The organism is Alistipes montrealensis (genome assembly GCF_018362775.1).
In the GTDB taxonomy this organism is placed as follows: Bacteria; Bacteroidota; Bacteroidia; order Bacteroidales; family Rikenellaceae; genus Alistipes; species Alistipes montrealensis.
In genome coordinates this window covers 278253-302895 of the sequence record NZ_JAGYXY010000004.1, presented here as the reverse complement: position 1 = coordinate 302895, position 24643 = coordinate 278253, and the positions used below count along the sequence as shown (strand labels likewise).

Sequence of the window (24643 nt, the reverse complement as noted above, 5' to 3'; positions counted from 1 at the left end):
CGCCTGTTTTTTGCGTTTGCCGGATTTTTCATTATATTTACGAGATTAAAAATCCGACCCTTGAAAACCCGACGGTCCTTTCTACCGCTCCCGGCCAAGCCGCGCCATAGAAAGAACCGGTCCGATAACCCTCAAAAACCATGGATGTAAAGATAGCCTCCGACTGGAAAGAGCTCCTCGCTCCGGAATTCGAAAAACCCTATTTCGCCGCCCTTACCGGGTTCGTACGGCAGGAATACGCCTCGCAGCGCATCTTCCCGCGCGGCAGCAACATCTTCCGGGCCTTCGACAAGTGTCCGTTCGAGAAATTGAAAGTCGTCGTCATCGGCCAGGACCCCTACCACGGTCCCGGGCAGGCCAACGGGCTTTGTTTCTCGGTCGCGGACGGCGTACCTTTCCCGCCCTCGCTGCAAAACATCTTCAAGGAGGTCGCCGACGACACCGGAACCCCCGTACCGTCGACAGGCAATCTCGACCGGTGGGCCGAACAGGGCGTGCTGCTGCTCAACGCCGTGCTCACGGTCCGCGCCCATGAAGCGGCATCGCACGCCGGACACGGCTGGGAGACCTTCACCGACGCCGTAGTCCGCGCCATCGCCGAACGCAAACAGGGTATCGTCTACATGCTCTGGGGCAGCTATGCCCAGAAGAAAGGCGCCATCGCCGATCCGCAGCGCAACCTGATTCTCAAAGCCGTACACCCCTCGCCGCTTTCGGTCTACCGGGGATTTTTCGGCTGCCGCCATTTTTCGCGTGCCAACGAATACCTCCGCTCGATCGGCAAAGAGCCCATCGTGTGGTAAAACCATACTAAAAACGACCTTCGGATGAAACACTTCGCACTACTGATTACAGCAGCGCTTTTGGTGCTTGCACCCCAGGCCCTCCGGGCACACGACTACAAAGACGCCACCATGCGCTTTACAGTCCCCGACGATTACAGCTACGAGCCTTTCAACAACGAGCAACAAGGCATCACAGGCTTCACAGCCGAAAAGGACGGCGTTAAAACGACCCTTTTCCGCATCACGACCGACAAGCGGATCGACCGTTCGAGCTGCCTTTCGCAGCGCGACGACAAATGGCTGCCTGCCCTCTCCAAACTTACACTTATCAATCAATCCAATTCGCTCTGGAAACGCTACGACAAAGTCAGCGACTACCGCAACGACCAGGTATACCTGCGCGTTTACCGCTATGTCGACCGCAAAGGAATCGGATTCCTGATCGCCGAGAGCAAACAGCCGGAGTGGGAAATAGCAGACCGGATCGCTTCCGGCCAGCGCTATCAGCTCTCCGTCGGACATCTCCTCGACCGGGGCTGGTATCTCATCTCCCAACTGCTGGGATACCTCGTCCTCGGATTGGGCGGCCTGTATGTGCTCTATACCTTGCGGGAAAACGCCCATAACACCCGGATGTGGCTGTTCCTGCTGCTGATCGGGATTGTCGGCGGCCTGCTGATCTATTTCGAGCCGTTTTTCGGCCGGAAGCTATGGATGATCATCACGGCCATCAGTCTCTGTGTCTGCGTCTCCTCGTTCGACGGCACGGAATCCGACTCTTCGGGCGACGACAGCGATTCCGGCGGCTACGACGGAACCGGCACGACGATCAACTACGACGTGTAGCCTTTCGGGCCGTATAAAACTGAATAATCCGGATACCTTTGGCATCCGGATTATTTTATTGTGAATATATAACCGAGAAAAGCAGAACATCAGTTTTTGCATTTTAAGCGAGCAGGTTTCGTGCATCGTAAAGAACGGGACGGATGGATAGTACTCAGGTACATTCCATTCGTCCCGTTCGAGGGATGTGCGGAAATTGCCGCTTAAAATCGAAAACTACCCCAGGTAGGATTTCAGAAGCTTCGACCGCGACGAGTGGCGGAGGCGGCGGATTGCCTTCTCCTTGATCTGGCGCACGCGTTCGCGCGTCAGGTCGAACTTCTCGCCGATCTCTTCGAGTGTCATCTCCGAAGTTCCGATGCCGAAGAAGTACTTGATGATGTCGCGCTCACGCTCCGTCAGGGTCTCCAGCGCACGGTCCACCTCGGTCGACAACGATTCGTTGATCAGTCCGCGGTCGGCGTTGGGCGAATCGGGGTTCACCAGTACATCCAGCAGCGAGTTGTCCTCGCCGTCGGCGAACGGAGCGTCGACCGATACGTGGCGGCCTGCGACACGCAGCGTGTCGGTAACCTTCTCCTTCGGGAGTTCCAGTTCCGTAGCCAGCTCCTCGGGCGACGGCGTACGCTCGTGCTCCTGCTCGAAGCGGGCGAAGGCCTTGTTGATCTTGTTGAGCGACCCCACCTGGTTGAGCGGCAGACGCACGATGCGCGACTGCTCGGCCAAAGCCTGGAGGATCGACTGGCGAATCCACCACACGGCGTAGGAGATGAACTTGAAACCGCGGGTTTCGTCGAACTTCTCGGCGGCTTTGATCAGGCCGAGGTTACCCTCGTTGATCAGGTCGGGGAGGCTCAGTCCCTGGTTCTGGTATTGTTTGGCGACGGACACCACGAAACGCAGGTTGGCTTTGGTAAGCTTTTCGAGCGCTTCCTGGTCTCCTTTTTTAATTCGCTGGGCGAGTTCCACCTCCTCCTCGACCGTGATGAGCTCCTCCTTGCCGATTTCCTGCAAGTACTTGTCCAGCGAGGCGCTTTCGCGGTTGGTGATGGACTTTGTAATTTTTAATTGACGCATATTTTTTCCTAACTATCCAATAATATTCCATTCCATGAACCCGCCCGGGTTTCGCCTACTCCACAAGCGTGTAGCTTGCCGAACGGCCGTTGGGATAAACGCCGTCGATCGAACTGACCTTCTCTGTCATACGCTGCATATCGCTGAGCGAATAGACCGGGCGGTCGTTGATGTGAGTGATCACAAATCCCTGCTTAACACGGGCTCGGGCCAGAATTCCGTCGGCCTTGATGCCGACCACCTGTACGCCGCCCTTGATGTCGAGCTCGCGGCACAGTTTGGCGCCCGCATCGGCGAACTTACCTCCGAGCGCATCGACAACATCGACATCCTCTTTAGTAACCAATTCCGTTTTACCTGCTTTATTACGCAAAGTAACGTCAAATTGTTTCACCTTTCCGTCTCTTTTTACGGATAATTTAACCGTATCGTTGGGTCGGCGCTTTGCAATCTGCTCCTGGAGCGTCGAAGGCTCAACAATTTTCACGCCATCAATGTCCAAAATCACATCACCTTTACGGATGCCCGCCTCGGAAGCGGCTCCGCCTTCGACCACAGCGGCCACATAGGCTCCGCCGATCTCCTTAATTCCCAGTTCCTTGCCCTCGCCTTCGAGGAAGTCCTGATCCACGACGCGGAACTGAACGCCCAGCAGGGCCCGCTGCACAACGCCGAACTCCTTCAGGTCGACCACGACTTTGCGGACGATCGACTCGGGAATGGCGAACGAATAACCTACATAACTTCCCGTCTGCGACTTGATCAGCGTATTGATGCCCACCAGTTCGCCGTGGGTGTTGACCAGCGCACCGCCCGAGTTACCGGGATTCACCGCTGCGTCGGTCTGAATGAACGACTCGATGCGAAAATCGTTGGGAATGGCTCCCAACTGGCGGGCCTTGGCGCTCACGATACCTGCCGTGATGGTCGACTGCAGGTCGAACGGCGAACCGATCGCCAGCACCCACTCGCCCAGACGAAGGGCATCGGACGATCCGAACGCCAGCGTAGGCAGCTCCTTGGCTTCGACCTTCAGCAGCGCGAGGTCCGTCGCCGAGTCCTTGCCGATGAGTTTGGCGTCGAACGAACGGCCGTCGTTGAGTTTTACCCGCAATTTCGAAGCCCCGTCCACGACGTGGTTGTTCGTCACGATATAACCGTCCTCCGAGATGATCACGCCCGAACCGCCGGCCCGCTGTTCGCGGAACTGCGGCCGGCCGTCGCCGCGACCACGGCCATAGTCCTGCGGAATCCCGAAGAACTCCAGGAACGGATCGTAACCGCCCCGGCGCTGCGGCATCTCGACCTGCTGGATGGCCTCGATGTTGACCACGGCCTTCACCGCATTTTCGGCGGCATAGGTGAGGTCGGGATATTGTTCGGCCTGATAAGATGTAAAGTGATTCCCGAGCGCAGGCGTACGTTCCACCTCACGCTCGATGTATGCCACGGAACCGTCACGGTCTCCGGAAACAGTCCATGCCGTAAGTCCGCCGGCGGCAGCCGACACGGCAACGAGTCCTAAAATTAAAAATGCCTTTTTCATAATAAATTTAAAGTGTTAGTTTCTATTAATCAGAGGCAACTTCATCGCATAAGCTGTGTTTTTAGATTTCTATTTTCGAATGACAAACGATCAATAACGTCCGGTTAGTATGTTCATTTCGTACAAAAATCGGGACATCCATCGCGGATGTCCCGATTTCTCGGCATATACCGACACTAAAGGCCGAATTCCTTTTTGATCTGATCCACGGCGTCGAGTTTCTCCCAGCCGAAGAACTCGATTTCGCGCTCGGTCTCGACACCATTCTCCCAGACCTTCTCCACCGACGTATAGGGACGGTTGCCGAAATGTCCGTAGGAAGCCGTAGCCTCGAAGATCGGATTTTTCAGGCCGAAGCGTTTCACGATGGCCGCGGGGCGCAGGTCGAAGAGCTTGCCGATACGGCGGGCGATCTCGCCGTCGGTCATCCCGGCCAGTGCCGCGGGACGGGGCGAATTGTAGGTCTCGACATAAATCGACAGCGGCTGTGCGATACCGATGGCGTAGGAGAGTTCGACCAGCACCTGGTCGGCGACACCCGCCGCCACGAGGTTTTTCGCGATATGGCGCGCGGCATAGGCTGCCGAACGGTCGACTTTCGAAGAGTCTTTGCCCGAGAAGGCGCCGCCGCCGTGTGCACCGCGGCCGCCGTAGGTATCGACGATGATCTTGCGGCCCGTAAGGCCCGTGTCCCCGTGGGGACCTCCGATCACAAACTTGCCCGTCGGGTTCACATGCAGGATATACTCGTCGCCGATCAGCTCCGCGAGTTTGTCCCCGGCACGTTCCAGGCGCGCCTTGACACGCGGAATGAGAATCGTGCGTACATCCTCGCGGATCTTCTCCTGCATCTGCTTTTCCGCATCCTTCTCCGAGCGGCCTTCGCCCGGGAGGATAAATTCGTCGTGCTGCGTCGACACGACGATCGTGTGCACGCGCAGCGGTTTGTTCGTCGTCTCGTCGTACTCGATCGTCACCTGTGACTTCGAGTCGGGACGCAGGTAGGTCATCACCTCGCCTTCGCGGCGGATAACGGCCAGTTCCTTCAAGATTACGTGCGAGAGGATCAGCGTCGCCGGCATCATCTCGCGGGTCTCGTTGCAGGCGTAGCCGAACATGATACCCTGGTCGCCGGCGCCCTGCTCCTCCTCCGCTTCGCGGACTACGCCCTGGTTGATGTCCGACGACTGCTCGTGGATAGCCGACAGGATGCCGCACGAGTTGCAGTCGAACTGATACTCGCTCTTGGTGTAGCCGATGCGGTTGATGACGCGGCGCGCCACACCCTGCACGTCGACATACGCCTCCGAACGCACTTCGCCCGCCACGACCACGAGGCCCGTGGTGCAGAGGGTTTCGCACGCGACTTTCGAGTTGGCGTCGCGGCGCAGGAATTCGTCGAGGATTGCGTCGGAAATCTGATCCGAAACTTTATCGGGATGTCCTTCGGACACCGACTCCGATGTAAATAAAAAGCCCATTTTCATACATTTTTAATGGTTAAACGTATAAAATGGGAAAAATTGGCTGTTGGTAATAAAAAAAGATGCTGCTTTAGCGCTTTTTTATTGTGGTTTGCAATCAGTCAAATCTTTCCACATTTCCCCGCTTGACAGACGGGACTGCAAAGATAGGGATAATATCGCAATATGAAAAATATTCCGGGAAATTCTTTCCGGGCAGGCCGAACCCGGAATAAAACAGCGATTGTTCAGATACCGCCCGTCCCTTAGGTGACGCTCAGGATGCAGTAATAATTAAAAGATCCGATTCAGGACCCGGATTCGCATCCGGATAAAGAGGGCGCAAATGGGATGTACTACTACACTACCCATTTGCGCCCTGCAAGTGCAAAGATATGCCCCCTGAAACCAAAGGGCTATCGTCTTATTTTCCCAGCATCTTCTTCACTTCCGCGGCAACGGTCGCCCCGTTGTAGCCGAACTTCTCGTCCAGCACTTTATAGGGAGCCGACCAGCCGAAGTGGTCGAGGCCGTGGATCACGCCGTTTTCACCCACGAGGCCCTGGAGGTTCACCGGAAGGCCCGAGGTCATGCCGTAGCGCGGAATACCCACAGGCAGGATGCTCTCCTGGTAGGAACGGGGCTGGTCACGGAACAGGCCTTCACTCGGAACACCCACCACACGGACCGGAATACCTTCGGCAGCCAGCAGTTCGGCGCCCTCGACGAGCGTCGCGACTTCCGAACCCGTAGCGATCAGCACCGCAGCGGGTTTGGCGGCGTCGACAACCACATAACCGCCTTTGGCGACCTGTGCGGCTTCCTCGCGGCGGCTGGCGCCCAGCGTCGGCAGGGTCTTGATATCCTGACGCGAAAGCACGAGCGCCACGGGACGGTGCTCTTCGACAGCCAGTTTCCACGCCATGACGGTCTCGTCGCCGTCGGCAGGACGCAGCACGAGCATCGAACGCTCGTCGTGGTGGTTTCTGAGGTGCTCCATCAGGCGAATCTGCGCTTCGTGCTCGACAGGCTGGTGCGTCGGGCCGTCCTCGCCCACGCGGAACGAGTCGTGCGTCCAGACGTAAACCACATGCAGGCGCATCAGCGCCGAAAGGCGCACGGCGGGTTTCATATAATCGGAGAAGACGAAGAACGTGCCGCCGACCGGAATCACGCCTCCGTGCAGCGCCATGCCGTTCATCACGCAGGCCATCGTCAGTTCCGAGACGCCCGCCTGGAAGAATTTCCCGGAGAAATCGCCCTTCGTGAACGCCTTGGTCTTTTTGAGGAAACCGTCGGTCTTGTCCGAATTCGAAAGGTCGGCCGACGCGACGATCATGTTGTCGATCTTTTCGGCATAAACGCCCAGCACCGTCGCCGATGCGGCGCGCGTAGCCACGTTGGGTTTCATTTCGATGGACTTATAGTCGATCTCGGGAAGTTTTCCCGAGAGGAAATCGTCGAGTTTGCGCGCCAGGTCCTTGTGCTCGCTGCGCCACGATTTTTCGACGGCGGCCTGCTTGGCAGCCCACTCCCGGAGCGACTCGCGGCGTTCGGCGAACACTTCGCGGCTCTCTTCGAACACGGCGAACGGATTTTCGGGATCGCCGCCCAGATTTCGGATCGTGGCGGCAATGTCGGCTCCGGCAGCCGTCAACGGCTGTCCGTGGGTCGAAACCTTATCCTCGAAGCACTCCCCGGCAGGGCCTTTGGCGCCTTTGCCCATAACGGTATGGCCGATGATCAGCGTCGGACGCTCCGTCTCGCTCTCCGCGGCAACCAGCGCCTCGCGCAGTTCGTTGATGTTGTGTCCGTCGACCGACAGCACGTTCCAGCCCCACGCCTCGTACTTCATGGCTACGTTCTCGGTCATCACTTCGTCGACCTTGGTCGAAAGCTGAATGTTGTTCGAGTCGTAATACATCACGAAGTTCGACAGGCCCAGGTGGCCGGCGATACGGCCCACGCCCTGCGAAATCTCCTCTTCGACAGCACCGTCGGAGATGTAGGCATAAGTCTTGTGCGCCATCCATTCGCCGAAGCGGGCGACCATGAAGCGCTCCGCGATGGCGGCTCCCAGCGCCATGGCATGACCCTGGCCCAGCGGCCCCGACGTATTCTCCACACCACGCATCACATCCACCTCGGGGTGACCCGGGGTCACGCTGCCCCACTGGCGCAGCGACTGCAAATCTTCGGTCGAATAGTGCCCGGCCAGCGACAGCGCCGAATAGAGCATCGGCGACATGTGGCCCGGATCGAGGAAGAACCGGTCGCGGTAGGGATAAGCCATATTATCGGGATCGTAACGCAGAAACTCGGCAAAAAGCACCGTGATGAAATCCGCGCCGCCCATAGCACCGCCGGGATGGCCCGACTTGGCCTTCTCGACCATCGCGGCCGACAGGATGCGGATATTATCGGCAACGCGCGTAAGTTTTGAATTCGTTGTAGACATGGAGTTAGTGTTTTATGGGTTTTATGCTATTTATTCCCGGCAAAGATAGCCAAAAAGAAATTATCCAACTTGTTTAAGCTCTAAAATATTTGCCTTTTCTATCTTTTTCTTTGCATATGACAAAGTAACGGTAAATTTCCGGGCATCGGACGAGGGGATGTCGAACATCGTGTCCATCATGATCGCCTCGCAAATCGAGCGCAGTCCGCGTGCGCCGAGCTTGAACTCGACGGCCTTGTCGACGATGTAATCCAGCACGTCGTCGTCGAAAGTGAGTTTCACGCCGTCGAGTTCGAACAGGCGTTTATACTGCTTGACGATGGCATTCTTCGGCTCGGTGAGGATCGAACGCAGGGCTTCGCGCTCCAGCGGCTGCATGTAGGTCAGCACCGGGAGACGCCCCACCAGTTCGGGGATCAGGCCGAACGACTTCAGATCCTGCGGCGTGACGTACTGCATCAGGTTCGAGCGGTCGATGGGATCGGCGTTCAGCCGTCCGTAGCCCATTGCACGGGTGTTGAGCCGCTGGGCGATCTTCTTTTCGATACCGTCGAACGCACCGCCGCAGATGAAGAGGATGTTGCGCGTATCGACCTGGATGAATTTCTGTTCGGGATGCTTGCGGCCGCCCTGGGGAGGCACGTTGACCACCGTTCCTTCGAGGATTTTCAGCAGGGCCTGCTGCACGCCCTCGCCCGAAACGTCGCGCGTGATCGAGGGATTGTCGCCCTTGCGCGCGATCTTGTCGATCTCGTCGATGAAAACGATGCCGCGCTCGGCCTGCTCGACGTTGTAGTCGGCGACCTGCAACAGCCGCGAGAGGATGCTCTCGACATCCTCGCCCACGTAACCCGCTTCGGTCAAAACAGTTGCGTCGACGATCGTAAACGGCACTTTCAATAACTTGGCAATCGTGCGGGCCATCAGCGTCTTACCCGTACCCGTAGGACCTACCAGCACGATGTTCGACTTGTCGATCTCGACTTCGTCCTCCTTCGGGGCGTAAAGCAGCCGCTTGTAGTGGTTGTAAACCGCCACGGACATATACCGCTTCGCAGCGTCCTGCCCGATGACATACTGGTCGAGGAACTCCTTGATCTGCGCCGGTTTGAGCAGCTCCTCCATCTTGAGCGGAGCCGCCGCCGAACGCCGTCCCTGCTCGGAGGCGATATCGTTGTCGACGATGATCTTATAGCCGTTCTCGATACATTTGTTGCAGATGTTCGCTCCGTCCGAGCCCTGGAACATGATCTCCACGTCCGAGCGCTTGGCGCCGCAGAACGAGCAGCAGTCGCCGCCGTTCTTATTGTTGTTCTTGTTTTGTGCCATGCGGTTTATTTATCACGTTTGGAGAGGACTTCGTCGATCAGTCCGTATTCTTTCGCCTCTTTGGCCGACAGCCAGTAATCGCGGTCGGCGTCCTTCTCGATCTTCTTGACCGAGACGCCCGAGTGGGCCGAAAGGATTTCGTAGAGTTCGCGTTTGGTTTTCAGGATCTCGCGCGCCGTGATCTCGATATCCGACGCCTGGCCCTGCGCTCCGCCCAGGGGCTGGTGGATCATCACCCGCGAATGCGGCAGCGCCGAACGCTTGCCCTTGGCGCCCGCCGTGAGCAGCACGGCGCCCATCGAAGCCGCGAGGCCCGTGCAGATGGTCGCCACGTCGGAGTTCACGAGCTGCATCGTATCGTAGATGCCCAGTCCGGCCGAGACCGACCCGCCGGGCGAGTTGATGTAAATCTGAATATCCTTTTCGGGATCGACCGATTCGAGAAACAGAAGCTGTGCCTGGATGATGTTGGCCGCGTCGTCGTAGATCGGCGCGCCGAGGAAGATGATGCGGTCCATCATCAGGCGCGAGAAAACATCCATCGTAGCGATATTGAGCTGACGCTCCTCGATGATCGTAGGCGACACGTATGCCGCGCTTATCGACTGGAAATCGTGGAGTTTCAGCGAACTGATCCCGCAATGACCTTTTGCGTACTTTTCAAATTCTGACATGTTGCGTAGTATTTATTTCAAAACAAAGGACTTTGCAAACATCACGCCTGCAAAGTCCAAAGATACAAAAAATCCGGGAATCTTAAAGCTCCTTCGCCAATTTAGCGAAATCGTCCGCAGATACGGCTTTTTCAGTTACTTTGATCTTCGATTTGATATCCTCGACGACCTTCACTTCGTAGAGCTTCTCGAAAATCTTCTGGCCCTGCTCCTTGTCGGAGAGAATCTTCTCGGCATAGCCTTCGAGCATATCGTCGGGGGCCGACGGCATGCCGTACTGTGCGAACTGCGCAGCGGCCAGCGCCTTGGCTTCGGCCAGCGCCTCTTCCTTCGAAACGGCGAGGTTGTCGGCCTTGATGAAGTGCTTCTGGAGGTAGTTCCAGGTAAACATCGTCAGGAACTGGTCGAAATCCTTCTCGATGTCCTCCATCGAGAACTTGCCTTCGTTGATCGTGTAGAGCCAGCGTTTGAGGAACGTGACGGGCATCTTCAGCCCGGCCTTCTTCACGACGAAATCGCGCAGTTGCAGCGTGAAGAGGTAGTCGCTTTCGCGGCGCAGTTCGGCCTCGATCTGGGCGTCGATGAACTTGTCCAGCCCGGCCTCGTCGGTAACATTGCCGGCGGGGAACGCCATCTTGAAGAACTCCTCGTTCAGTTCCGGCTCGGCGAACTTGCGGATCTTGGTGATCTCCAGCTCGAATTCGGGGTTGATGCCCTCCAGCTCGGCCTCCTTCACCTGCAGGCAGGCGGCACGCTGGGCGGGATTTTTATAGAGTTCGTTGAGATTCACCTTCATCTTCGCGCCCACCTTCTTGCCGATAAAGGGCTTGCGATCGGCCTCGTCCATCGAGATCAGGCCCACGTAAGCATCCGCAACGTTCATTTCGCCGTTGTCGAGCGTCACCGACAGCGCCTCGTCCGAAGTCACCTTCTCGGCGTCCACCAGGCGGCCGAAACGGCGCAGGTAGTTGGCACGGTAGTCGTCGTGCATCTTCTTGTCGACCTTGATTTTGTTGTAGGTCAGCTTATCCTTGTCGGAGAACTCCAGTTTGATCTCGGGAGCCTCGCCGATCTCGAATACGAATTCGAACTCGGTGGCGTTGTCGAAATCGAAATCGCCCTGCTGCTCGGAGGGGATCACGTCGCCCAGGTAGTCGATACCCTCCTTCTGGAGGTACTCAAAGACGGAGTTCGAAGCCAGGCGGTACGACTGCTCGGCCAGCACGCCCTTGCCGTACATCTTCTTGACGATGCCCATGGGGACCATGCCCGGACGGAAGCCGGGGATGTTGGCCTTGCGCTTGTACTCACGCAGGGCCTTCTCGACCTCCTGCCCGTAATCCGACTCGCCGACGGTTACCCGGATCAGCGAGTTATTCTCTTCGCGTTGTTCTCTTACGATGTTCATAATGAATGTGTTCTATTTGTTATTTTTCGATTTTCTTCTCGGAATCGGGTGGCAAAGATATTAAATTATTCCCTTTCCGGCAAGATATTCCGTATATATATAATGAAATTATGATATATGGTTTGCTTTTCGTACCTTTGTAAGCTATTTTGTTGCGAATTGAATGAAAACGACCCCGATACTTCTGTTCTCCATCCTGCTGCTGGCCGCATGCGGCGGCCCGGCGGCACGCGCCAAACGCCCCGGCGAAAAGGCGCAGCCCGCTGCGGCACAGGTTCAACCGAAAGAGTACACCTACCGGATCGCGGCGGTCTATCCCCACTCGACGACGGCCTACACCCAGGGGCTGCAATACGTCGGCGGACAACTGTGGGAGGGCACGGGACAGCACGGCGAATCGGTCGTGCAGCGAATCGACCTCGCGACGGGAAAGGCTGACGTGATGGTGCGCCTGCCCCGCTCGGAGTTCGGCGAAGGGATCACCCTGCTCGGCGACAGGCTCTACCAACTGACCTGGCAGTCGAACACGGCCCACGTCTACGACCTGACGAAAGGGTGCGAAAAAATCCGCGACCACCGCTATCCGGGCGAGGGCTGGGGGCTGACGACCGACGGGAAGAAACTCTACATGTCGGACGGCACGGCCAGCATCCACACCGTCGACCCCGAGACATTCCGCCGCGAAAAACGTACGACGGTGACCTACAAAGGCGTTCCGGTCGAATACCTCAACGAGTTGGAATGGATCGGCGGCAAAATATGGGCCAACGTCTACACCACGGACCAGATCGTGATCATCGACCCCGCAACGGGCATCGTGGAGGGCATCGTCGACCTGACCGGCCTGCTGCCTGAAACGGAAGTCACCGAGACGACCGACGTGCTGAACGGCATCGCCTACGACGCCGAACGGGACCGCATCTTCGTGACGGGCAAGAATTGGAGCAAACTGTTTGAAATAGAGATTATCGAGAAATAAATGGCAACGACGCTATACGAACAACTGAACCGGCGCATCCTGCTGCTCGACGGCGGTTTCGGTACAATGGTGCAGGGCTACGGACTGCAGGAGGAGGATTACCGCGGCGAACGCTTCCGCGACTGGACGGTACTGCTCAAAGGCTGCAACGACCTGCTGGTGCTGACCCGTCCGGAAATCGTCGGCGAAATACACCGAAAGTACCTGCAGGCAGGAGCCGACATCATCGAAACCGACTCGTTCAACGCCAACGCCGTGTCGCTGGCCGACTACCGGCTCGAAGGCTATGCCTACGAGATTTCGAAAGCGGCGGCGGCGGTCGCCCGCAGTGCGGCGGAGGAATTCACGGCACGCAATCCGCAGAAACCGCGTTTCGTGGCGGGGTCGATGGGCCCCACGAACCGCACGGCCTCGATGTCGGCCGACGTGACGAACCCCGCGGCGCGCGAGGTCACGTTCCGACAGTTGGCCGAGGCCTACGCCGACCAGGCCCGCGGGCTGGTGGACGGCGGCGCGGACATCCTGCTGGTCGAGACCGTTTTCGACACGCTCAACGCCAAGGCGGCCCTCTACGCCATCGACACGCTCTGCGCCGAACTGGGCCGCGCGATCCCCGTCATGGTCTCCGGAACGCTGGCCGACGCCAGCGGCCGCACCCTCTCGGGGCAGACCGTCGAGGCCTTCGCCGCGTCGGTGTCGCACGCCCGCCTGCTCTCCGTCGGCCTGAACTGCGCCTACGGGGCCAAACAACTCCTGCCCTACCTCGAACGGCTGGCAGCAGTGGCCGAAACACGCATCTCGGCCCACCCGAACGCAGGACTGCCCAACGTGATGGGCGGTTACGACGAAACGCCGCAGATGTTTGCGAAGGATGTCGGGGAGTACCTGCGGCGCGGACTCGTGAACATCGTGGGCGGCTGCTGCGGCACGACGCCGGCACATATCTTCGAACTGTCGAAAATCGCCGGGAACTACGAGCCGCGGCCCGTTCCCGAACCGAAACATATCACGACGCTGAGCGGGCTGGAACCGCTGCGGATCGTCCCCGAGGCCAATTTCATCAATGTCGGCGAACGTACGAACGTCGCCGGATCGGCCAAGTTCGCCCGGCTGATCCGTGAAGCCAACTACGAGGAAGCGCTCTCGGTGGCCCGCGCGCAGGTCGATGCCGGGGCGCAGATCGTCGATGTCTGCATGGACGACGGAATGATCGACGGTCCCGAAGCGATGCGCACGTTCCTCAACCTGATGGCCTCGGAGCCGGAGATCGCCCGTGTGCCGACGATGATCGACTCGTCGAAATGGGAGGTGCTGGTGGCGGGCATGGAGGTCACACAGGGCAAAGCCGTCGTCAACTCCATATCGCTCAAGGAGGGTGAGGCGGAATTCCTGCGCCGAGCCGGGGAGATTCACCGTTTCGGCGCCGCGGCAGTCGTGATGCTCTTCGACGAACGGGGGCAGGCCGACACTTACGAACGCAAGATCGAAGTGGCCGAACGGGCCTACAAGTTACTCACGGAGAGCGGATTTCCGGCCGAGGATATTATTTTCGACCCCAATGTGCTGGCTGTTGCAACGGGTATTCCCGAGCATGACGGCTATGGCAAAGCCTTCATCGACGCGACGCGCTGGATCAAGGAAAACCTGCCCCACGCAAAGGTTTCGGGCGGCGTGTCGAACCTCTCGTTCGCCTTCCGCGGCAACAACGCCATGCGCGAGGCGATGCACTCGGCGTTCCTCTACCACGCCATCCATGCCGGGATGGACATGGGCATCGTCAACCCCCAGATGGTCCGCGTATACAGCGAGATCGAACCCGAATTGCTCGAACGCGTCGAGGACGTGATCCTCTGCCGCCGGGCCGACGCCGCCGAACGCCTCACGGAGTATGCCCACGAGGTGCAGCAAACGACCCAGGCGCAGCCGCAGGCCCCCGACGCATGGCGCGCGGGAACGCTGGCCGAGCGGATCGACTACGCGATGCTCAAAGGCGTGGCGGACTGCGTGGAGCAGGATGCACTGGAAGGCTACGAGGCACTGGGAAGCCCGATGGCCGTGATCGACACACTGCTGATGCCCGCGATGGAGAAGGTCGGAACGCTGTTCGGCGAAGGAAAGATGTTCCTGCCGCAGGTGGTGAAAACCGCCCGCGTGATGAAGCGCGCAGTGGCGGCGCTGACACCCTATATCGAACAGGGCTCAAGCGGCACTTCACATAATGCCGGGAAGGTACTGATCGCCACCGTGAAGGGCGACGTACACGACATCGGGAAAAATATCGTTGCGGTCGTGATGGCCTGCAACGGATACGAAATCAAGGACCTGGGCGTGATGGTCGAATCGGAGCGCATCGTCGACGAGGCGGTGGCGTGGGGTGCGCAGTGCATCTGCCTGAGCGGCCTGATCACCCCGTCGCTCGACGAAATGGCCCATGTCTGCGAAGAACTGGAACGCCGCTCGCTGCGCATCCCGGTCATCATCGGCGGTGCGACGACCTCGGACCTCCACACGGCGGTGAAGATCGCTCCGGTCTATACGGGCGTGGTGGTACACTCGCCCAACGCCAGCCGCAACAGCCAGATTCTGGCGCAGTTGCTCGGCACTGACGGCGACCTCTACGCCGACAAGGTGAAAGCCGACCAGCAGGCCATGCGCGAAGATTACACCCGCCAACTGCGGGCGCGCGACCTGATTCCGATCGTCGAGGTCCGCAAGGCCCTCCGCGGACGCACGCCCCACACGCCCGTCGTGCCGCTCCACCCGGGGCGCATGGTCTTCCCCGACTACGACGTGGCCGACGCCGAACCGTATATCGACTGGAGTTTCTTCTTCCTGGCATGGGGGCTCAAAGGACGTTATCCCGAAATCCTGGACCATCCCGACCGGGGCGCCGAAGCGCGCAAGGTCTTCGCCGACGCACAGGCCCTGCTGGCCCGCATCCGCGACGAGCGGTTGTTGACCCTGCAGGCTGCGGTGGGTATTTTCCCGGCACGCGCGGAAGGCGACGACATCTGGGTCACGAACTCCAAAGGGGTCGAAAAACGCCTTCCGATGCTCCGCAACCAGACGCGCGGGCAGGAGAACCGTTCGCTGGCCGACTGCATAGCCCCGAAAAACGACTGGATCGGCTGTTTCGCCGTAACGGCCGGCATCGGCTTGAAGGAGTTGGCCGAAAAGTTCCGCGCGGAGGGCGACGACTACTCCGCCATCATGGCCAAACTGCTGGCCGACCGCCTGACGGAAGCCTTCGCCGAAGCCGTACACGTGTTCGTACGCCGGGAGATGTGGGGCTACGAGACCGGCGAAGCGCCGACTCCCCAACAGATCATCCGCGGCGAATACCGCGGCCGCCGCATGGCATTCGGCTACCCGGCATCGCCCGATCACTCGCTCAAGCACGAGGTTTTCGACCTGCTGGCAGTCGAACTGACGACCGGCATGCGGCTCACCGAAAACTACATGATCGACCCCGGGGAGGCGCTGTGCGGCCTGCTGCTGGCCGATGCCGACTATTTCTCGGTGGGAACGATCGACACCAAGCAACTGCTCGACTATGCCCGCCGCAGGGGTATGGAGGTCGACGAGGTCAAGAAGATTATACCGAACAACGTATGAACGTAGTAGAGATCATAAACGACGCGGTCGCCTCCGGGCGCACCCGCTTTGCTTTCGAACTGCTCCCGCCGCTGAAGGGCGACGGCATGCAGAAGATTTTCGCCGCCATCGAGCCGCTGATGGAACTCGACCCGGCCTATGTCAACATCACCTTCCACCGCGAGGGAATCAAGGAGACCGAACGCGAGGACGGCAGCATCGAATGGCACGTCGTGCGGCGCCGTCCCGGGACGGTCGGCATCTCGGCGGCCATCCAGCACCGTTACGGCGTGGAGGTGGTTCCCCACCTGATCTGCGGCGGACTGTCGAAGTACGACATCGAAGATACGCTGATCGACATGGACTTCCTCGGACTGCACAACGTACTGGCGCTGCGCGGCGATAAGTCGCAGAACGAAAAGCGTTTCATGCCCCATCCGCAGGGCCACGCCCACGCCATCGACCTCGTGCGGCAGATCGCGGCCATGAACCGCGGGGAGTTCGTCGACGGCGAAGTCGAGGAGTGCCACCACTCGAAATTCTCGATCGGCGTGGCGGGTTATCCCGAAGTGCATTACGAAGCGCGCGACATCACCTCGGACATCGCCCACCTCAAGGCCAAGATCGACGCCGGGGCGGAGTACGTCATCACGCAGATGTTCTTCGACAACCGCAAGTATTTCGACTTCGTGCGCCGCTGCCGCGAGGCAGGAATCACCGTGCCGGTCATCCCCGGCATCAAACCCATCTCGACGCTGCGCCACCTGGAGGTACTGCCCGAGACGTTCGGCGTGGAACTGCCCGCGGAACTCGTAAGCGAAGCCCGGGCCCACCCGGACAACGTGCGCGAAGTGGGAACCGAATGGGCCATCGCCCAGAGCCGCGAACTGATGGCGGCGGGCGTTCCCGTGCTGCACTATTACACGATGAGCCGCACGACGAATATTCAGAAAATCGTGAAAACGGTATTTTAAAACATTGATACTTATGAATCCGGTCGAATTTCGCCGCCGTCTGCACGCGCATCCCGAACTCTCGTTCAAGGAACACGACACGGCGACGTTCATCGAACAGCAATTGAGCGAACTGGGCATCGAACACCGCAGGGTCGCCACGACAGGCGTACTGGCCCGCATCGCAGGCCGTAAAACCGCCGAGGGCGACCGGCGCGCCGTCGTGCTGCGCGCCGACATCGACGCCCTGCCCATCGCGGAGCACAACGCCTTCGAATGGAGGTCGCAGAACGAGGGCGTCATGCACGCCTGCGGCCACGACATGCATGCCGCAGTGCTCTTCGGCGTACTGAAAGAGTTCGCCGCGGCGCCCGACTTCCGCGGAACGCTCTTCGGGCTGTTCCAGCCGGGCGAGGAGTGCAACCCCGGCGGGGCGTCGCTGGTGCTGGCCGAAAACCCCTTCGAGGGTTACGACGTACGGGCCGTGGTCGGCGAGCACGTCGAACCGCAGTTGGAGGTCGGGACCTTCGGGTTCCGGGCCGGGAAATACATGGCCGCAAGCGACGAACTGCGCATCCGCGTCCACGGTACGGGCGGACACGGCGCCATGCGCAAACAACTCAGGGACCCCGTGGCTGCGGGGGCCGAGATGGTGACGCGCATGCTGGCGCTCAACAGCGAAGAGTGCGTCATGTCGATCGGGCGCGTGGAGGCCCAAGGCGCCACGAATATCGTTCCGGACGAAGTTTACATGGAAGGAACGCTGCGCACGTTCGACGAACGCGAACGCGAGATCATCCACCGCCGGTTGCAGATCATCGCATCGGACATCGACGCACGCATGGGCGTGAAGATCGACGTGGACATCAGCAGGGGGTATCCGTGCGTGGTGAACGACGAAATGCTGGTCAAGAAAGCCATCGCGCTGGCCCGGACTTCGAACCTCAAAGTCGAGATGCTGTCCCTGAGGACCACGGCCGAGGATTTCGGATTCTACTGTACACAATATCCGTCGCTGTTTTACCGGCTGGGCGTGGGCGCCGCGGCCGGACGGCCCCATACGGCAACATTCGCTCCCGACGAGGGAGCCATCGACGTGGGCATCGGCTTTATGCGCCGTTTAGCCCTGCAAATTTTGGAAAAATAATGAAAAAGCAAAACCACCGCTCCGATAAAGGAGCCCGGAAGACGGATCGTACTTCGATAATACTGAGTATGTTCCGGGAATTCCCCAACAATAAATTCTCGCTCAAGCACCTGGCTTCGGCATCTGGCGGCGCCACGAAAGAGGGCCGCCGCGAAACGCTCGAGATCCTCGGACGCCTCTTCGAAGAGGGTGTCGTGGAGGAGTGCTCGCGCGAAAAATACCGCCTGATGCAGACCCACCTGCCCCACTACGAAGGCATAGCCGACATGACGCCTTCGGGTTCGGTCTACGTGAAGGTCGAAGGGCAGGAGAACGACATCTTCGTCAACCAGCGCAATGCGGCCAACGCCCTGAACGGCGACCGCGTAGAGGTCGTGGTGATGCACCGCGGCCGCAACGGCCAGTTGGAGGGCGAGATCACCCGGATCGTCGAACGCAACCGCAAACCCTACGTAGGCGTGGCGGAGGTCGGGGCGCACCAGATTTTCGTGCGGGCCGACTCGCGGCGCATGCCGATGGACATCTACCTGTCGAAGCGCACCTATCCCGACGTGAAGGACGGCGAAAAAGTCGTCGTACGCATCGCCGACTGGCTGCCCGGCAGCAAGAGCCCCGTGGGTGAACTGGTCGAGCGGCTCGGCATGGCGGGCAACAACGACACGGAGATGCACTCGATCCTGGCCGAGTACGAGCTTCCGTATCACTTCGAACCGGAAATCGAGAGCGCGGCTGAAAGCATCGACGCCAGCGTTACGGCCAAGGAGATCGCCCAGCGGCGCGATTTCCGCAACGTCACGACCTTTACGGTCGACCCGGCGGACGCCAAGGACTTCGACGACGCACTGTCGGTGCGCCGCATCAAGGACGGCGTTTGGGAGATCGGCGTACACATCGCCGACGTGACCCATTACGTACGTCCCCACTCGGTGATCGACGACGAAGCCGTGGAACGCGGCACGTCGGTCTACCTCGTGGACCGCACCGTCCCGATGCTCCCCGAGCGGCTCTCGAACGAGTTGTGCTCGCTGCGTCCCAACGAAACGAGTCTCTGTTTCTCGGCAGTGTTCACGCTCAACGAAAACCTCGACATTCTCGAAGAGTGGTTCGGCCGCACGGTGATCCACTCCGACCGCCGTTTCACGTATGCCGAAGCGCAGGAGATCATCGAGACCGGCCGCGGCGACTACGCCGAAGAGGTATTGACGCTCAACCGGCTGGCGCAGGCGCTGCGCAAGGAGCGGTTCAAGAACGGCGCGATTTCGTTCGACCGCGAAGAGGTGAAATTCCGCCTCGACGAAAACGGGAAGCCGCTGGGCGTCTATTTCAAGGAGCAGAAAGAGTCGAACCAGATGATCGAAGAGTTCATGCTGCTGGCCAACCGCCGCGTAGCGGAGTTCTGCGGCAAACGCAAGACCGACAAAGACCGTACGGTAGAACGCACGATGGTTTACCGCGTGCACGACACCCCGAGCGAGGAGAAACTCGACCGTTTCAGGCAGTTCATCCTCCGCTTCGGGCACATCTTCAAGGCCACGAAGGGCCGCGCCGTGGCCAAAGAGATGAACAAACTCTTCAAGCAGATAAAGGGGACAACCGAGGAAAACGCCGTCTCGACGATGGCCGTACGCTCGATGGCCAAAGCCTACTACACGACCGACAACATCGGTCACTACGGCCTGGCATTCCCTTATTACACGCACTTCACCTCGCCGATCCGGCGCTATCCCGACATGATGGTCCACCGCCTCCTGGCGCGTTACCTCGCAGGAGGCAAGTCGGCCGACAAGACCGAACTGGAAGAACTCTGCGCCCGCGCATCGGACCGCGAAGTCGTGGCCGCCGAGGCAGAACGCGCGTCGATCAAATACAAAATGGTCGAATTTATGAAGGAGCACATCGGCGAAGAGTTCGAAGGCCATATTTCGGGCCTCACGGAGTGGGGCGTCTACGTGGAACTGGACGAAACCCACATCGAGGGCATGTCGTTCCTGCGCGACATCGAGGGCGACTTTTTCGCCTTCGACGAACAGCTTTACGAGATCGTGGGGCGCTCGACGGGAATCCGCATGACGCTGGGAAGCCCGGTGCGCATCCGCGTCAAACGCGCCGACCTGCAGAAACGCCAGCTCGACTTCGAAGTGCTGCTGCCCGAGGGTGCGGCGCGACGGACCGAAGAGCGACGCGGCAAAGGCCCGAAAGTAAGCACTTCGCCGCGCCGCAAGGGGCGATAGCTCAGGGAACGAGTTCCAACTCGTTTGTAATACCGAGATTCCGAAGGAACGGTTCGTCGTGGGAAACCACGACAACCGTTCCTTTGTATTCGGAGAGCGCCGAGACAAGTAGTTCCTGGCTCCGGAGGTCGATGTTGTTGGTCGGCTCGTCGAGCAGTATCAGGTCGGGCGCCGAAGCGCCGAGTGTCTCCCCGAACAGCAGCAACTTCAGCTTCTCGCCCCCGCTGAGGGTCCCGCACGCCTGCGTCCATTGCTCCTGCGCAAAGCAGTAGTGGTCGAGCCAGGCACGCAGTTCGCCCTCCGGGCGATGTGCCGTATCACAGCGCAAGACAAACTCTCCGACCGTTCCGCCGCCGGATAGCGCCGAATACTCCTGGTCGAGCAGGAGCGTGCGCAACGGCCCGGCCCGGCGGCACGAACCGCACGCAGGAAGCAGTTCTCCGGTCAGAAGACGCAGCAACGTAGTCTTTCCGGTCCCGTTGCCGCCGCGGATACGAAGCCGCTCGCCGGAAAAAAGTTCCAATGAAAGCGGCTCCGGCCACAGCATCCGACCGCCGAAGCAGACATTTACGCCTTCGAGCGCCGCGAGCAACCGACGGTCCTGCCGCTCGGGCGAATGAAGATGCACCGAAAGCGGTTGCTCCGCAGCGATCTGCGCCCGGACCGCATGCAACTCCGCAGCGATCCGTTCGATCCTCCGGCCGCGCTCCTCCTCCAGACGTGACGCCGACCGCTGCGACGCCGAAGCCAGGCCCCCGGCCACGATACGGGCCAATCCCCGGCGCTGGGTATGGCCTGCGGCACGGCTCTCCTGCCGCTGCCGCCGTTCGTCCAACTCCAGTTCGCGTTCCCGGGCCTGCCGGAGCGTACGCTGCCGCTCGTCGGCACGCCGATGGAGCGCCTCCAACTGCAGATCGCGCTGTTCGCAATAGAACGTATAATTTCCGCCGTAACGGACTGCCCGGCCCGAGCCCAGTTCGACAATGGCGTCCATTCGTTCCAGCAAAGCCCGGTCATGGCTCACGATCAGCATCGCCGCACGGCTCCGGCCGACGAAATCGTACAAAAGGTCCCGTGCCCGGGTATCGAGGTGATTGCTCGGTTCATCCAACAAAACGGTATCGGCCCCAGAGAGTTCCGCACCGGCCAACAGAACACGCGTACGTTCGCCGCCGCTCAGCGTACAGGACCGACGGTCGAGGGGGATTGCTTCGATGCCCCACCGTTCACGCACGAGGGCAAGCCGCTCTTCGATGCTCCAATCGTCATCGAGCGCCGAAAAATCGGATTCCGCACCCCGCCCGGCCTCGATGGCGTGCAAGGCGTCGAGTTTACGGGCCGCACCCAGCAGTTCCGCCACCGATTCATCGGGTCGGCAGAGGGCGTTCTGAGGCAGATACCAGCGATCGGCCGGACAGTCGACCGTACCCGCCGCAGGCAGCAATCCGGCGGCAATACGCAATAAAGTAGTCTTGCCCGAGCCGTTGGGCCCGACCAATGCGACCCGTTCGCCGGAACGGACCGAGAACGTAATATCGGAAAACAGGGGTTCTGAATCGGGGTATGCGAACGACACCCCGCTGAGAATAAGCGACATAAAACATCGGATTTAAAAATTTACAAACAGACTAGTCCCGCATCCGCAACAGCGGAGCGGCAGAAAAAAGTGTATGAAATTTTTAGATCCTCATCGCTTACAACAAATTTTGATTCGGGGCAAAGATACGGAAATTTTCCGAAACGACAAAAACAGGCTCTCAACGCATCCGAGGACGGATACCGAAAAAAGGGAGGTCCCGAAGGCCTCCCTTTTCAATGTCGCGAATATTTTCTTTAGAAGAGATTCACACCGTCGAGCGTTGCGATCAGGTAGGTGGCAGCCACCGTCAGGATGGCGTACAGCTCGGGGAAAGCCGCGAGGATCAGCGTCTTACCCATCACGTCGTGACCGTTGCCGATAGCGGCGATACCGTTGGCGCAAACCTTGGCCTGGTAGATCGAAGCCGCGAGGTTCACCATACCGACCAGCAGACCCGCACCGAAAATAGCGGCGCCCTGCACCAGCGTCGGAGCCGTCAGGCCCTTCTGTACGAGGAAGAAGCAGACAAAACCGTAAAGGCCCTGCGAACCCGGAAGGGCCGAAAGGATCATGTAGCTACCGAAAGCGCCGCCGTTCTTTTTCATGGCCCCTACTGCGGCCTGACCCGTAATGGCAGTACCGATCGACGAAGCGACACCTGCCAGGCCCACCATCAGCGCTACGCCGACGTAAGCCAATACCAATGCTGTTGTTTCCATAATGTTTTAAGTTTTTTAATTGTTATTATTCGTTAGTATCATTCATTTTCCGGATCGGGTCGAAATTGCGCGAGGCCATTTCGAAACCGGCATTCTTGAAAAACTCGACGAACGTCAGACGCAGCGGGTGCACGAACGACGAGATGGTCGACATGAAAAGGTTGATGCCGTGGCCGATCAAGAGGATCGGAATCATCACCAGCAGCCGCACCACGATCCCCGACCCCTCGGGGACGAAGCCCGCAGCCAGCGTATTGAACACCAGCGCCAACACGCCGCCCGAAAGGCCGATAGCGAACAGACGGATGTAGGAGAGCACGTCGCTCAGAAGCCCCGTGAGGTTGTTGTAAAGGTCCCACAGGCCTGCGCCGAAGTTGACGAGCGGATTGCGCCGCGGATTATTCAGCAGCAGCATCAGCACCGCCCCGACGCCCAGCGCGACGTAGAACGCCACCGAACCCGAAGTGAAGCCCGGAATGGCTAGGCCCGCCATCGGAAGTCCCATAGCCAGGCAGCACGAGACGAGGATGATGAACCACCCCAGCAAACCCAGCACGCGGCTGAAGCCGAAACTGCGGATCGTCATCCAGATGTTGAGCGTCATGCCGAAAAGGATCTGCACCACACCGATAACCAGCGCGATGGAGAAGAACTGTCCCTGGAAATCGAAGAACTTCACCGAAGGGAACCATTCGTTCATGTTGATACCGAAGAACGAGCCGCAGAACAGTCCGAAAAGAACCGTCGAGAGTCCGCACATCGTGGCGAACCACGCCGCCCGGCGCATCATGCCGGGCTTCTTGTTCTTGGCAAGCATCCACGCGCCCAACAGGGTCAGGATCAGTCCGTAGCCCGCATCGTTCAGGCAGATGCCGAAGAAGAGCACGTAGAACGGCGCGAAGAAAGGCGTGAGGTCCATCGTTCCGTATTTCGGACGGGCGTACATGTCGCCCACCAGTTCGAAATTGCGGGCGAACCAGCCGTTGCGGAGTTTCACGGGCGTATTGTCCTCGGGCGTAGGGTCGCTCTTGAGGAAAACCACGTTGGGGTATTTCTCCAGCAGGGCGTCGACCTTGTCCGAAGTCTCTTTCTCGGCCCAGCCCTCCATGACCACCAGCGTGCCGTCGGCGGCCTGCTGCGCCGTGGCTTTCACCTGCACGCCCTGCAAACGCTCTTTCAGCGAGCAGGCATGCTGCGCGAGCTTCTCCTCCGAAGCGGCCACGCGCGAAAATTCGGCGTCGAGGGCGCGGAGTTTCTTTTCAGACTCGGCAATGCGCCGCTCGGCCTCGCGGATGTCCATCGCAGGAGTTTTCATCTCCTGCGCATCGAGCGTCACCTCCTCGCCGGGCTTGGCCACGACGACGAACCAAACCATGGCATCGGTACGGCTGACCTCGGAAACGGTATAGCTCTCCGACCACTCGGCAAGCTGTTTGTCGAAGGTGTTGCGCTGTGTGAAGAAATAGCGCAGCACGATGCCCTGCGCGGCGAGTTTCTTCGTGGTTTCCACGTCGAACCGACCCCAGGGGCGCAGTTCGTCGGCAGATTTTTCGAGGCGGCCGATCTCGGCATGGAGCGCCGCAGCCTGCTGGTGCGCAGCGGTGTAGTGCTCGTAAGCCTCCCTGCCCGAAGCGAAGGGTTTAGCCCCGGCGTCGAAGCGGCCTTCGGCCCGAAGGGTTCCCAAAAAATCCAGGGCCTTCGTATGGCCTTCGATGTCCAGGAGCAACTGGCGGTCCTCCTCGGAGGGCTCCCAGCCGGTAGTGGTGATATCCACCAATCCCAGTTCGCGGAGTTTCTCAACGAAATCCTCGCTCTGCGCCGCAAAGAGCACAAAGTCGTATTTCGACATTTTCGC

General features: G+C 59.5%; 17 protein-coding genes. 7 read left to right on the top strand and 10 right to left on the bottom strand.

Going from position 1 to position 24643, the window contains the following annotated elements; all coding sequences use genetic code 11:
• Window positions 1-140 precede the first annotated feature (140 nt).
• Both ung and KG007_RS10250 read left to right on the top strand, forming a co-directional pair.
• Window positions 141-803 carry a uracil-DNA glycosylase gene (gene ung, locus KG007_RS10255; RefSeq protein ID WP_195461224.1) on the top strand — a complete coding sequence of 221 codons (663 nt, stop codon included), beginning with the start codon at window positions 141-143 and terminating at the stop codon, window positions 801-803.
• A gap of 24 nt (window positions 804-827) precedes the next feature.
• Complete coding sequence (locus tag KG007_RS10250; protein ID WP_213348632.1) at window positions 828-1631, top strand: hypothetical protein; 804 nt, start codon at window positions 828-830, stop codon at window positions 1629-1631.
• A 216-nt stretch (window positions 1632-1847) separates the two neighbouring features.
• On the opposite strand, the gene KG007_RS10245 is transcribed toward KG007_RS10250, so the two are convergent.
• The 7 genes from KG007_RS10245 to KG007_RS10215 all read right to left on the bottom strand — a co-directional run bounded on the left by KG007_RS10245 (window position 1848) and on the right by KG007_RS10215 (window position 11586).
• Window positions 1848-2708 carry a sigma-70 family RNA polymerase sigma factor gene (locus KG007_RS10245; RefSeq protein ID WP_010266169.1) on the bottom strand — a complete coding sequence of 287 codons (861 nt, stop codon included), beginning with the start codon at window positions 2706-2708 and terminating at the stop codon, window positions 1848-1850.
• Window positions 2709-2763: 55 nt separating this feature from the next.
• Window positions 2764-4254, bottom strand: a complete 1491-nt coding sequence (locus KG007_RS10240) for a Do family serine endopeptidase (RefSeq protein ID WP_213348630.1) — start codon at window positions 4252-4254, stop codon at window positions 2764-2766.
• A gap of 176 nt (window positions 4255-4430) precedes the next feature.
• Window positions 4431-5735: a methionine adenosyltransferase gene (metK, locus tag KG007_RS10235; RefSeq protein ID WP_195461221.1), complete on the bottom strand. Its 1305-nt coding sequence runs from the start codon at window positions 5733-5735 to the stop codon at window positions 4431-4433.
• Window positions 5736-6141: 406 nt separating this feature from the next.
• Window positions 6142-8175 (bottom strand): transketolase family protein, encoded by a 2034-nt coding sequence (locus tag KG007_RS10230; protein ID WP_213348628.1) that lies wholly within the window; start codon window positions 8173-8175, stop codon window positions 6142-6144.
• A gap of 60 nt (window positions 8176-8235) precedes the next feature.
• On the bottom strand, window positions 8236-9504 hold the full coding sequence (gene clpX / locus KG007_RS10225) for an ATP-dependent Clp protease ATP-binding subunit ClpX (RefSeq protein ID WP_195461218.1): 1269 nt from the start codon (window positions 9502-9504) through the stop codon (window positions 8236-8238).
• A 5-nt stretch (window positions 9505-9509) separates the two neighbouring features.
• Window positions 9510-10178 carry an ATP-dependent Clp endopeptidase proteolytic subunit ClpP gene (gene clpP, locus KG007_RS10220; RefSeq protein WP_195461217.1) on the bottom strand — a complete coding sequence of 223 codons (669 nt, stop codon included), beginning with the start codon at window positions 10176-10178 and terminating at the stop codon, window positions 9510-9512.
• 82 nt (window positions 10179-10260) lie between these two features.
• A complete protein-coding gene (locus KG007_RS10215; RefSeq protein WP_195461216.1) occupies window positions 10261-11586 on the bottom strand; it encodes a trigger factor in 1326 nt (441 codons plus the stop codon).
• A gap of 163 nt (window positions 11587-11749) precedes the next feature.
• On the opposite strand from KG007_RS10215, the gene KG007_RS10210 reads away from it, so the two are divergent.
• From KG007_RS10210 to rnr, 5 genes are read left to right on the top strand one after another with little or no spacing between them, the layout of a single operon-like run.
• A complete protein-coding gene (locus tag KG007_RS10210) occupies window positions 11750-12565 on the top strand; it encodes a glutaminyl-peptide cyclotransferase (RefSeq protein WP_213348626.1) in 816 nt (271 codons plus the stop codon).
• Window positions 12566-16180 carry a methionine synthase gene (gene metH / locus KG007_RS10205; protein ID WP_213348624.1) on the top strand — a complete coding sequence of 1205 codons (3615 nt, stop codon included), beginning with the start codon at window positions 12566-12568 and terminating at the stop codon, window positions 16178-16180.
• Complete coding sequence (gene metF / locus KG007_RS10200; RefSeq protein ID WP_195461213.1) at window positions 16177-17133, top strand: methylenetetrahydrofolate reductase [NAD(P)H]; 957 nt, start codon at window positions 16177-16179, stop codon at window positions 17131-17133. Before metH ends, metF begins: the two co-directional genes overlap by 4 nt.
• Before the next feature lie 13 nt (window positions 17134-17146).
• Window positions 17147-18259 (top strand): M20 family metallopeptidase, encoded by a 1113-nt coding sequence (locus KG007_RS10195; protein WP_195461212.1) that lies wholly within the window; start codon window positions 17147-17149, stop codon window positions 18257-18259.
• Window positions 18259-20490: a ribonuclease R gene (gene rnr, locus KG007_RS10190; protein WP_213348622.1), complete on the top strand. Its 2232-nt coding sequence runs from the start codon at window positions 18259-18261 to the stop codon at window positions 20488-20490. The genes KG007_RS10195 and rnr overlap by 1 nt, the downstream gene beginning before the upstream one ends.
• A gap of 1 nt (window position 20491) precedes the next feature.
• On the opposite strand, the gene KG007_RS10185 is transcribed toward rnr, so the two are convergent.
• From KG007_RS10185 to KG007_RS10175, 3 genes are all read right to left on the bottom strand, one after another.
• A complete protein-coding gene (locus tag KG007_RS10185) occupies window positions 20492-22087 on the bottom strand; it encodes an ATP-binding cassette domain-containing protein (RefSeq protein ID WP_213348620.1) in 1596 nt (531 codons plus the stop codon).
• 236 nt (window positions 22088-22323) lie between these two features.
• A complete protein-coding gene (locus tag KG007_RS10180; protein WP_064974487.1) occupies window positions 22324-22788 on the bottom strand; it encodes an ATPase in 465 nt (154 codons plus the stop codon).
• Window positions 22789-22813: 25 nt separating this feature from the next.
• A complete protein-coding gene (locus KG007_RS10175; protein ID WP_213348782.1) occupies window positions 22814-24637 on the bottom strand; it encodes a V-type ATP synthase subunit I in 1824 nt (607 codons plus the stop codon).
• Between the last annotated feature and the right edge of the window lie 6 nt (window positions 24638-24643).

Coding starts and splice junctions, on each gene's coding strand:
- KG007_RS10240 (WP_213348630.1), bottom strand. CDS start 4,254: ATGAAAAAGGCATTTTTAATTTTAGGACTCGTTGCCGTGTCGGCTGCC.
- KG007_RS10175 (WP_213348782.1), bottom strand. CDS start 24,637: ATGTCGAAATACGACTTTGTGCTCTTTGCGGCGCAGAGCGAGGATTTC.
- clpX (WP_195461218.1), bottom strand. CDS start 9,504: ATGGCACAAAACAAGAACAACAATAAGAACGGCGGCGACTGCTGCTCG.
- KG007_RS10195 (WP_195461212.1), top strand. CDS start 17,147: ATGAATCCGGTCGAATTTCGCCGCCGTCTGCACGCGCATCCCGAACTC.
- metK (WP_195461221.1), bottom strand. CDS start 5,735: ATGGGCTTTTTATTTACATCGGAGTCGGTGTCCGAAGGACATCCCGAT.
- metH (WP_213348624.1), top strand. CDS start 12,566: ATGGCAACGACGCTATACGAACAACTGAACCGGCGCATCCTGCTGCTC.
- KG007_RS10215 (WP_195461216.1), bottom strand. CDS start 11,586: ATGAACATCGTAAGAGAACAACGCGAAGAGAATAACTCGCTGATCCGG.
- ung (WP_195461224.1), top strand. CDS start 141: ATGGATGTAAAGATAGCCTCCGACTGGAAAGAGCTCCTCGCTCCGGAA.
- rnr (WP_213348622.1), top strand. CDS start 18,259: ATGAAAAAGCAAAACCACCGCTCCGATAAAGGAGCCCGGAAGACGGAT.
- KG007_RS10180 (WP_064974487.1), bottom strand. CDS start 22,788: ATGGAAACAACAGCATTGGTATTGGCTTACGTCGGCGTAGCGCTGATG.
- KG007_RS10230 (WP_213348628.1), bottom strand. CDS start 8,175: ATGTCTACAACGAATTCAAAACTTACGCGCGTTGCCGATAATATCCGC.
- clpP (WP_195461217.1), bottom strand. CDS start 10,178: ATGTCAGAATTTGAAAAGTACGCAAAAGGTCATTGCGGGATCAGTTCG.
- KG007_RS10185 (WP_213348620.1), bottom strand. CDS start 22,087: ATGTCGCTTATTCTCAGCGGGGTGTCGTTCGCATACCCCGATTCAGAA.
- metF (WP_195461213.1), top strand. CDS start 16,177: ATGAACGTAGTAGAGATCATAAACGACGCGGTCGCCTCCGGGCGCACC.
- KG007_RS10245 (WP_010266169.1), bottom strand. CDS start 2,708: ATGCGTCAATTAAAAATTACAAAGTCCATCACCAACCGCGAAAGCGCC.
- KG007_RS10210 (WP_213348626.1), top strand. CDS start 11,750: ATGAAAACGACCCCGATACTTCTGTTCTCCATCCTGCTGCTGGCCGCA.
- KG007_RS10250 (WP_213348632.1), top strand. CDS start 828: ATGAAACACTTCGCACTACTGATTACAGCAGCGCTTTTGGTGCTTGCA.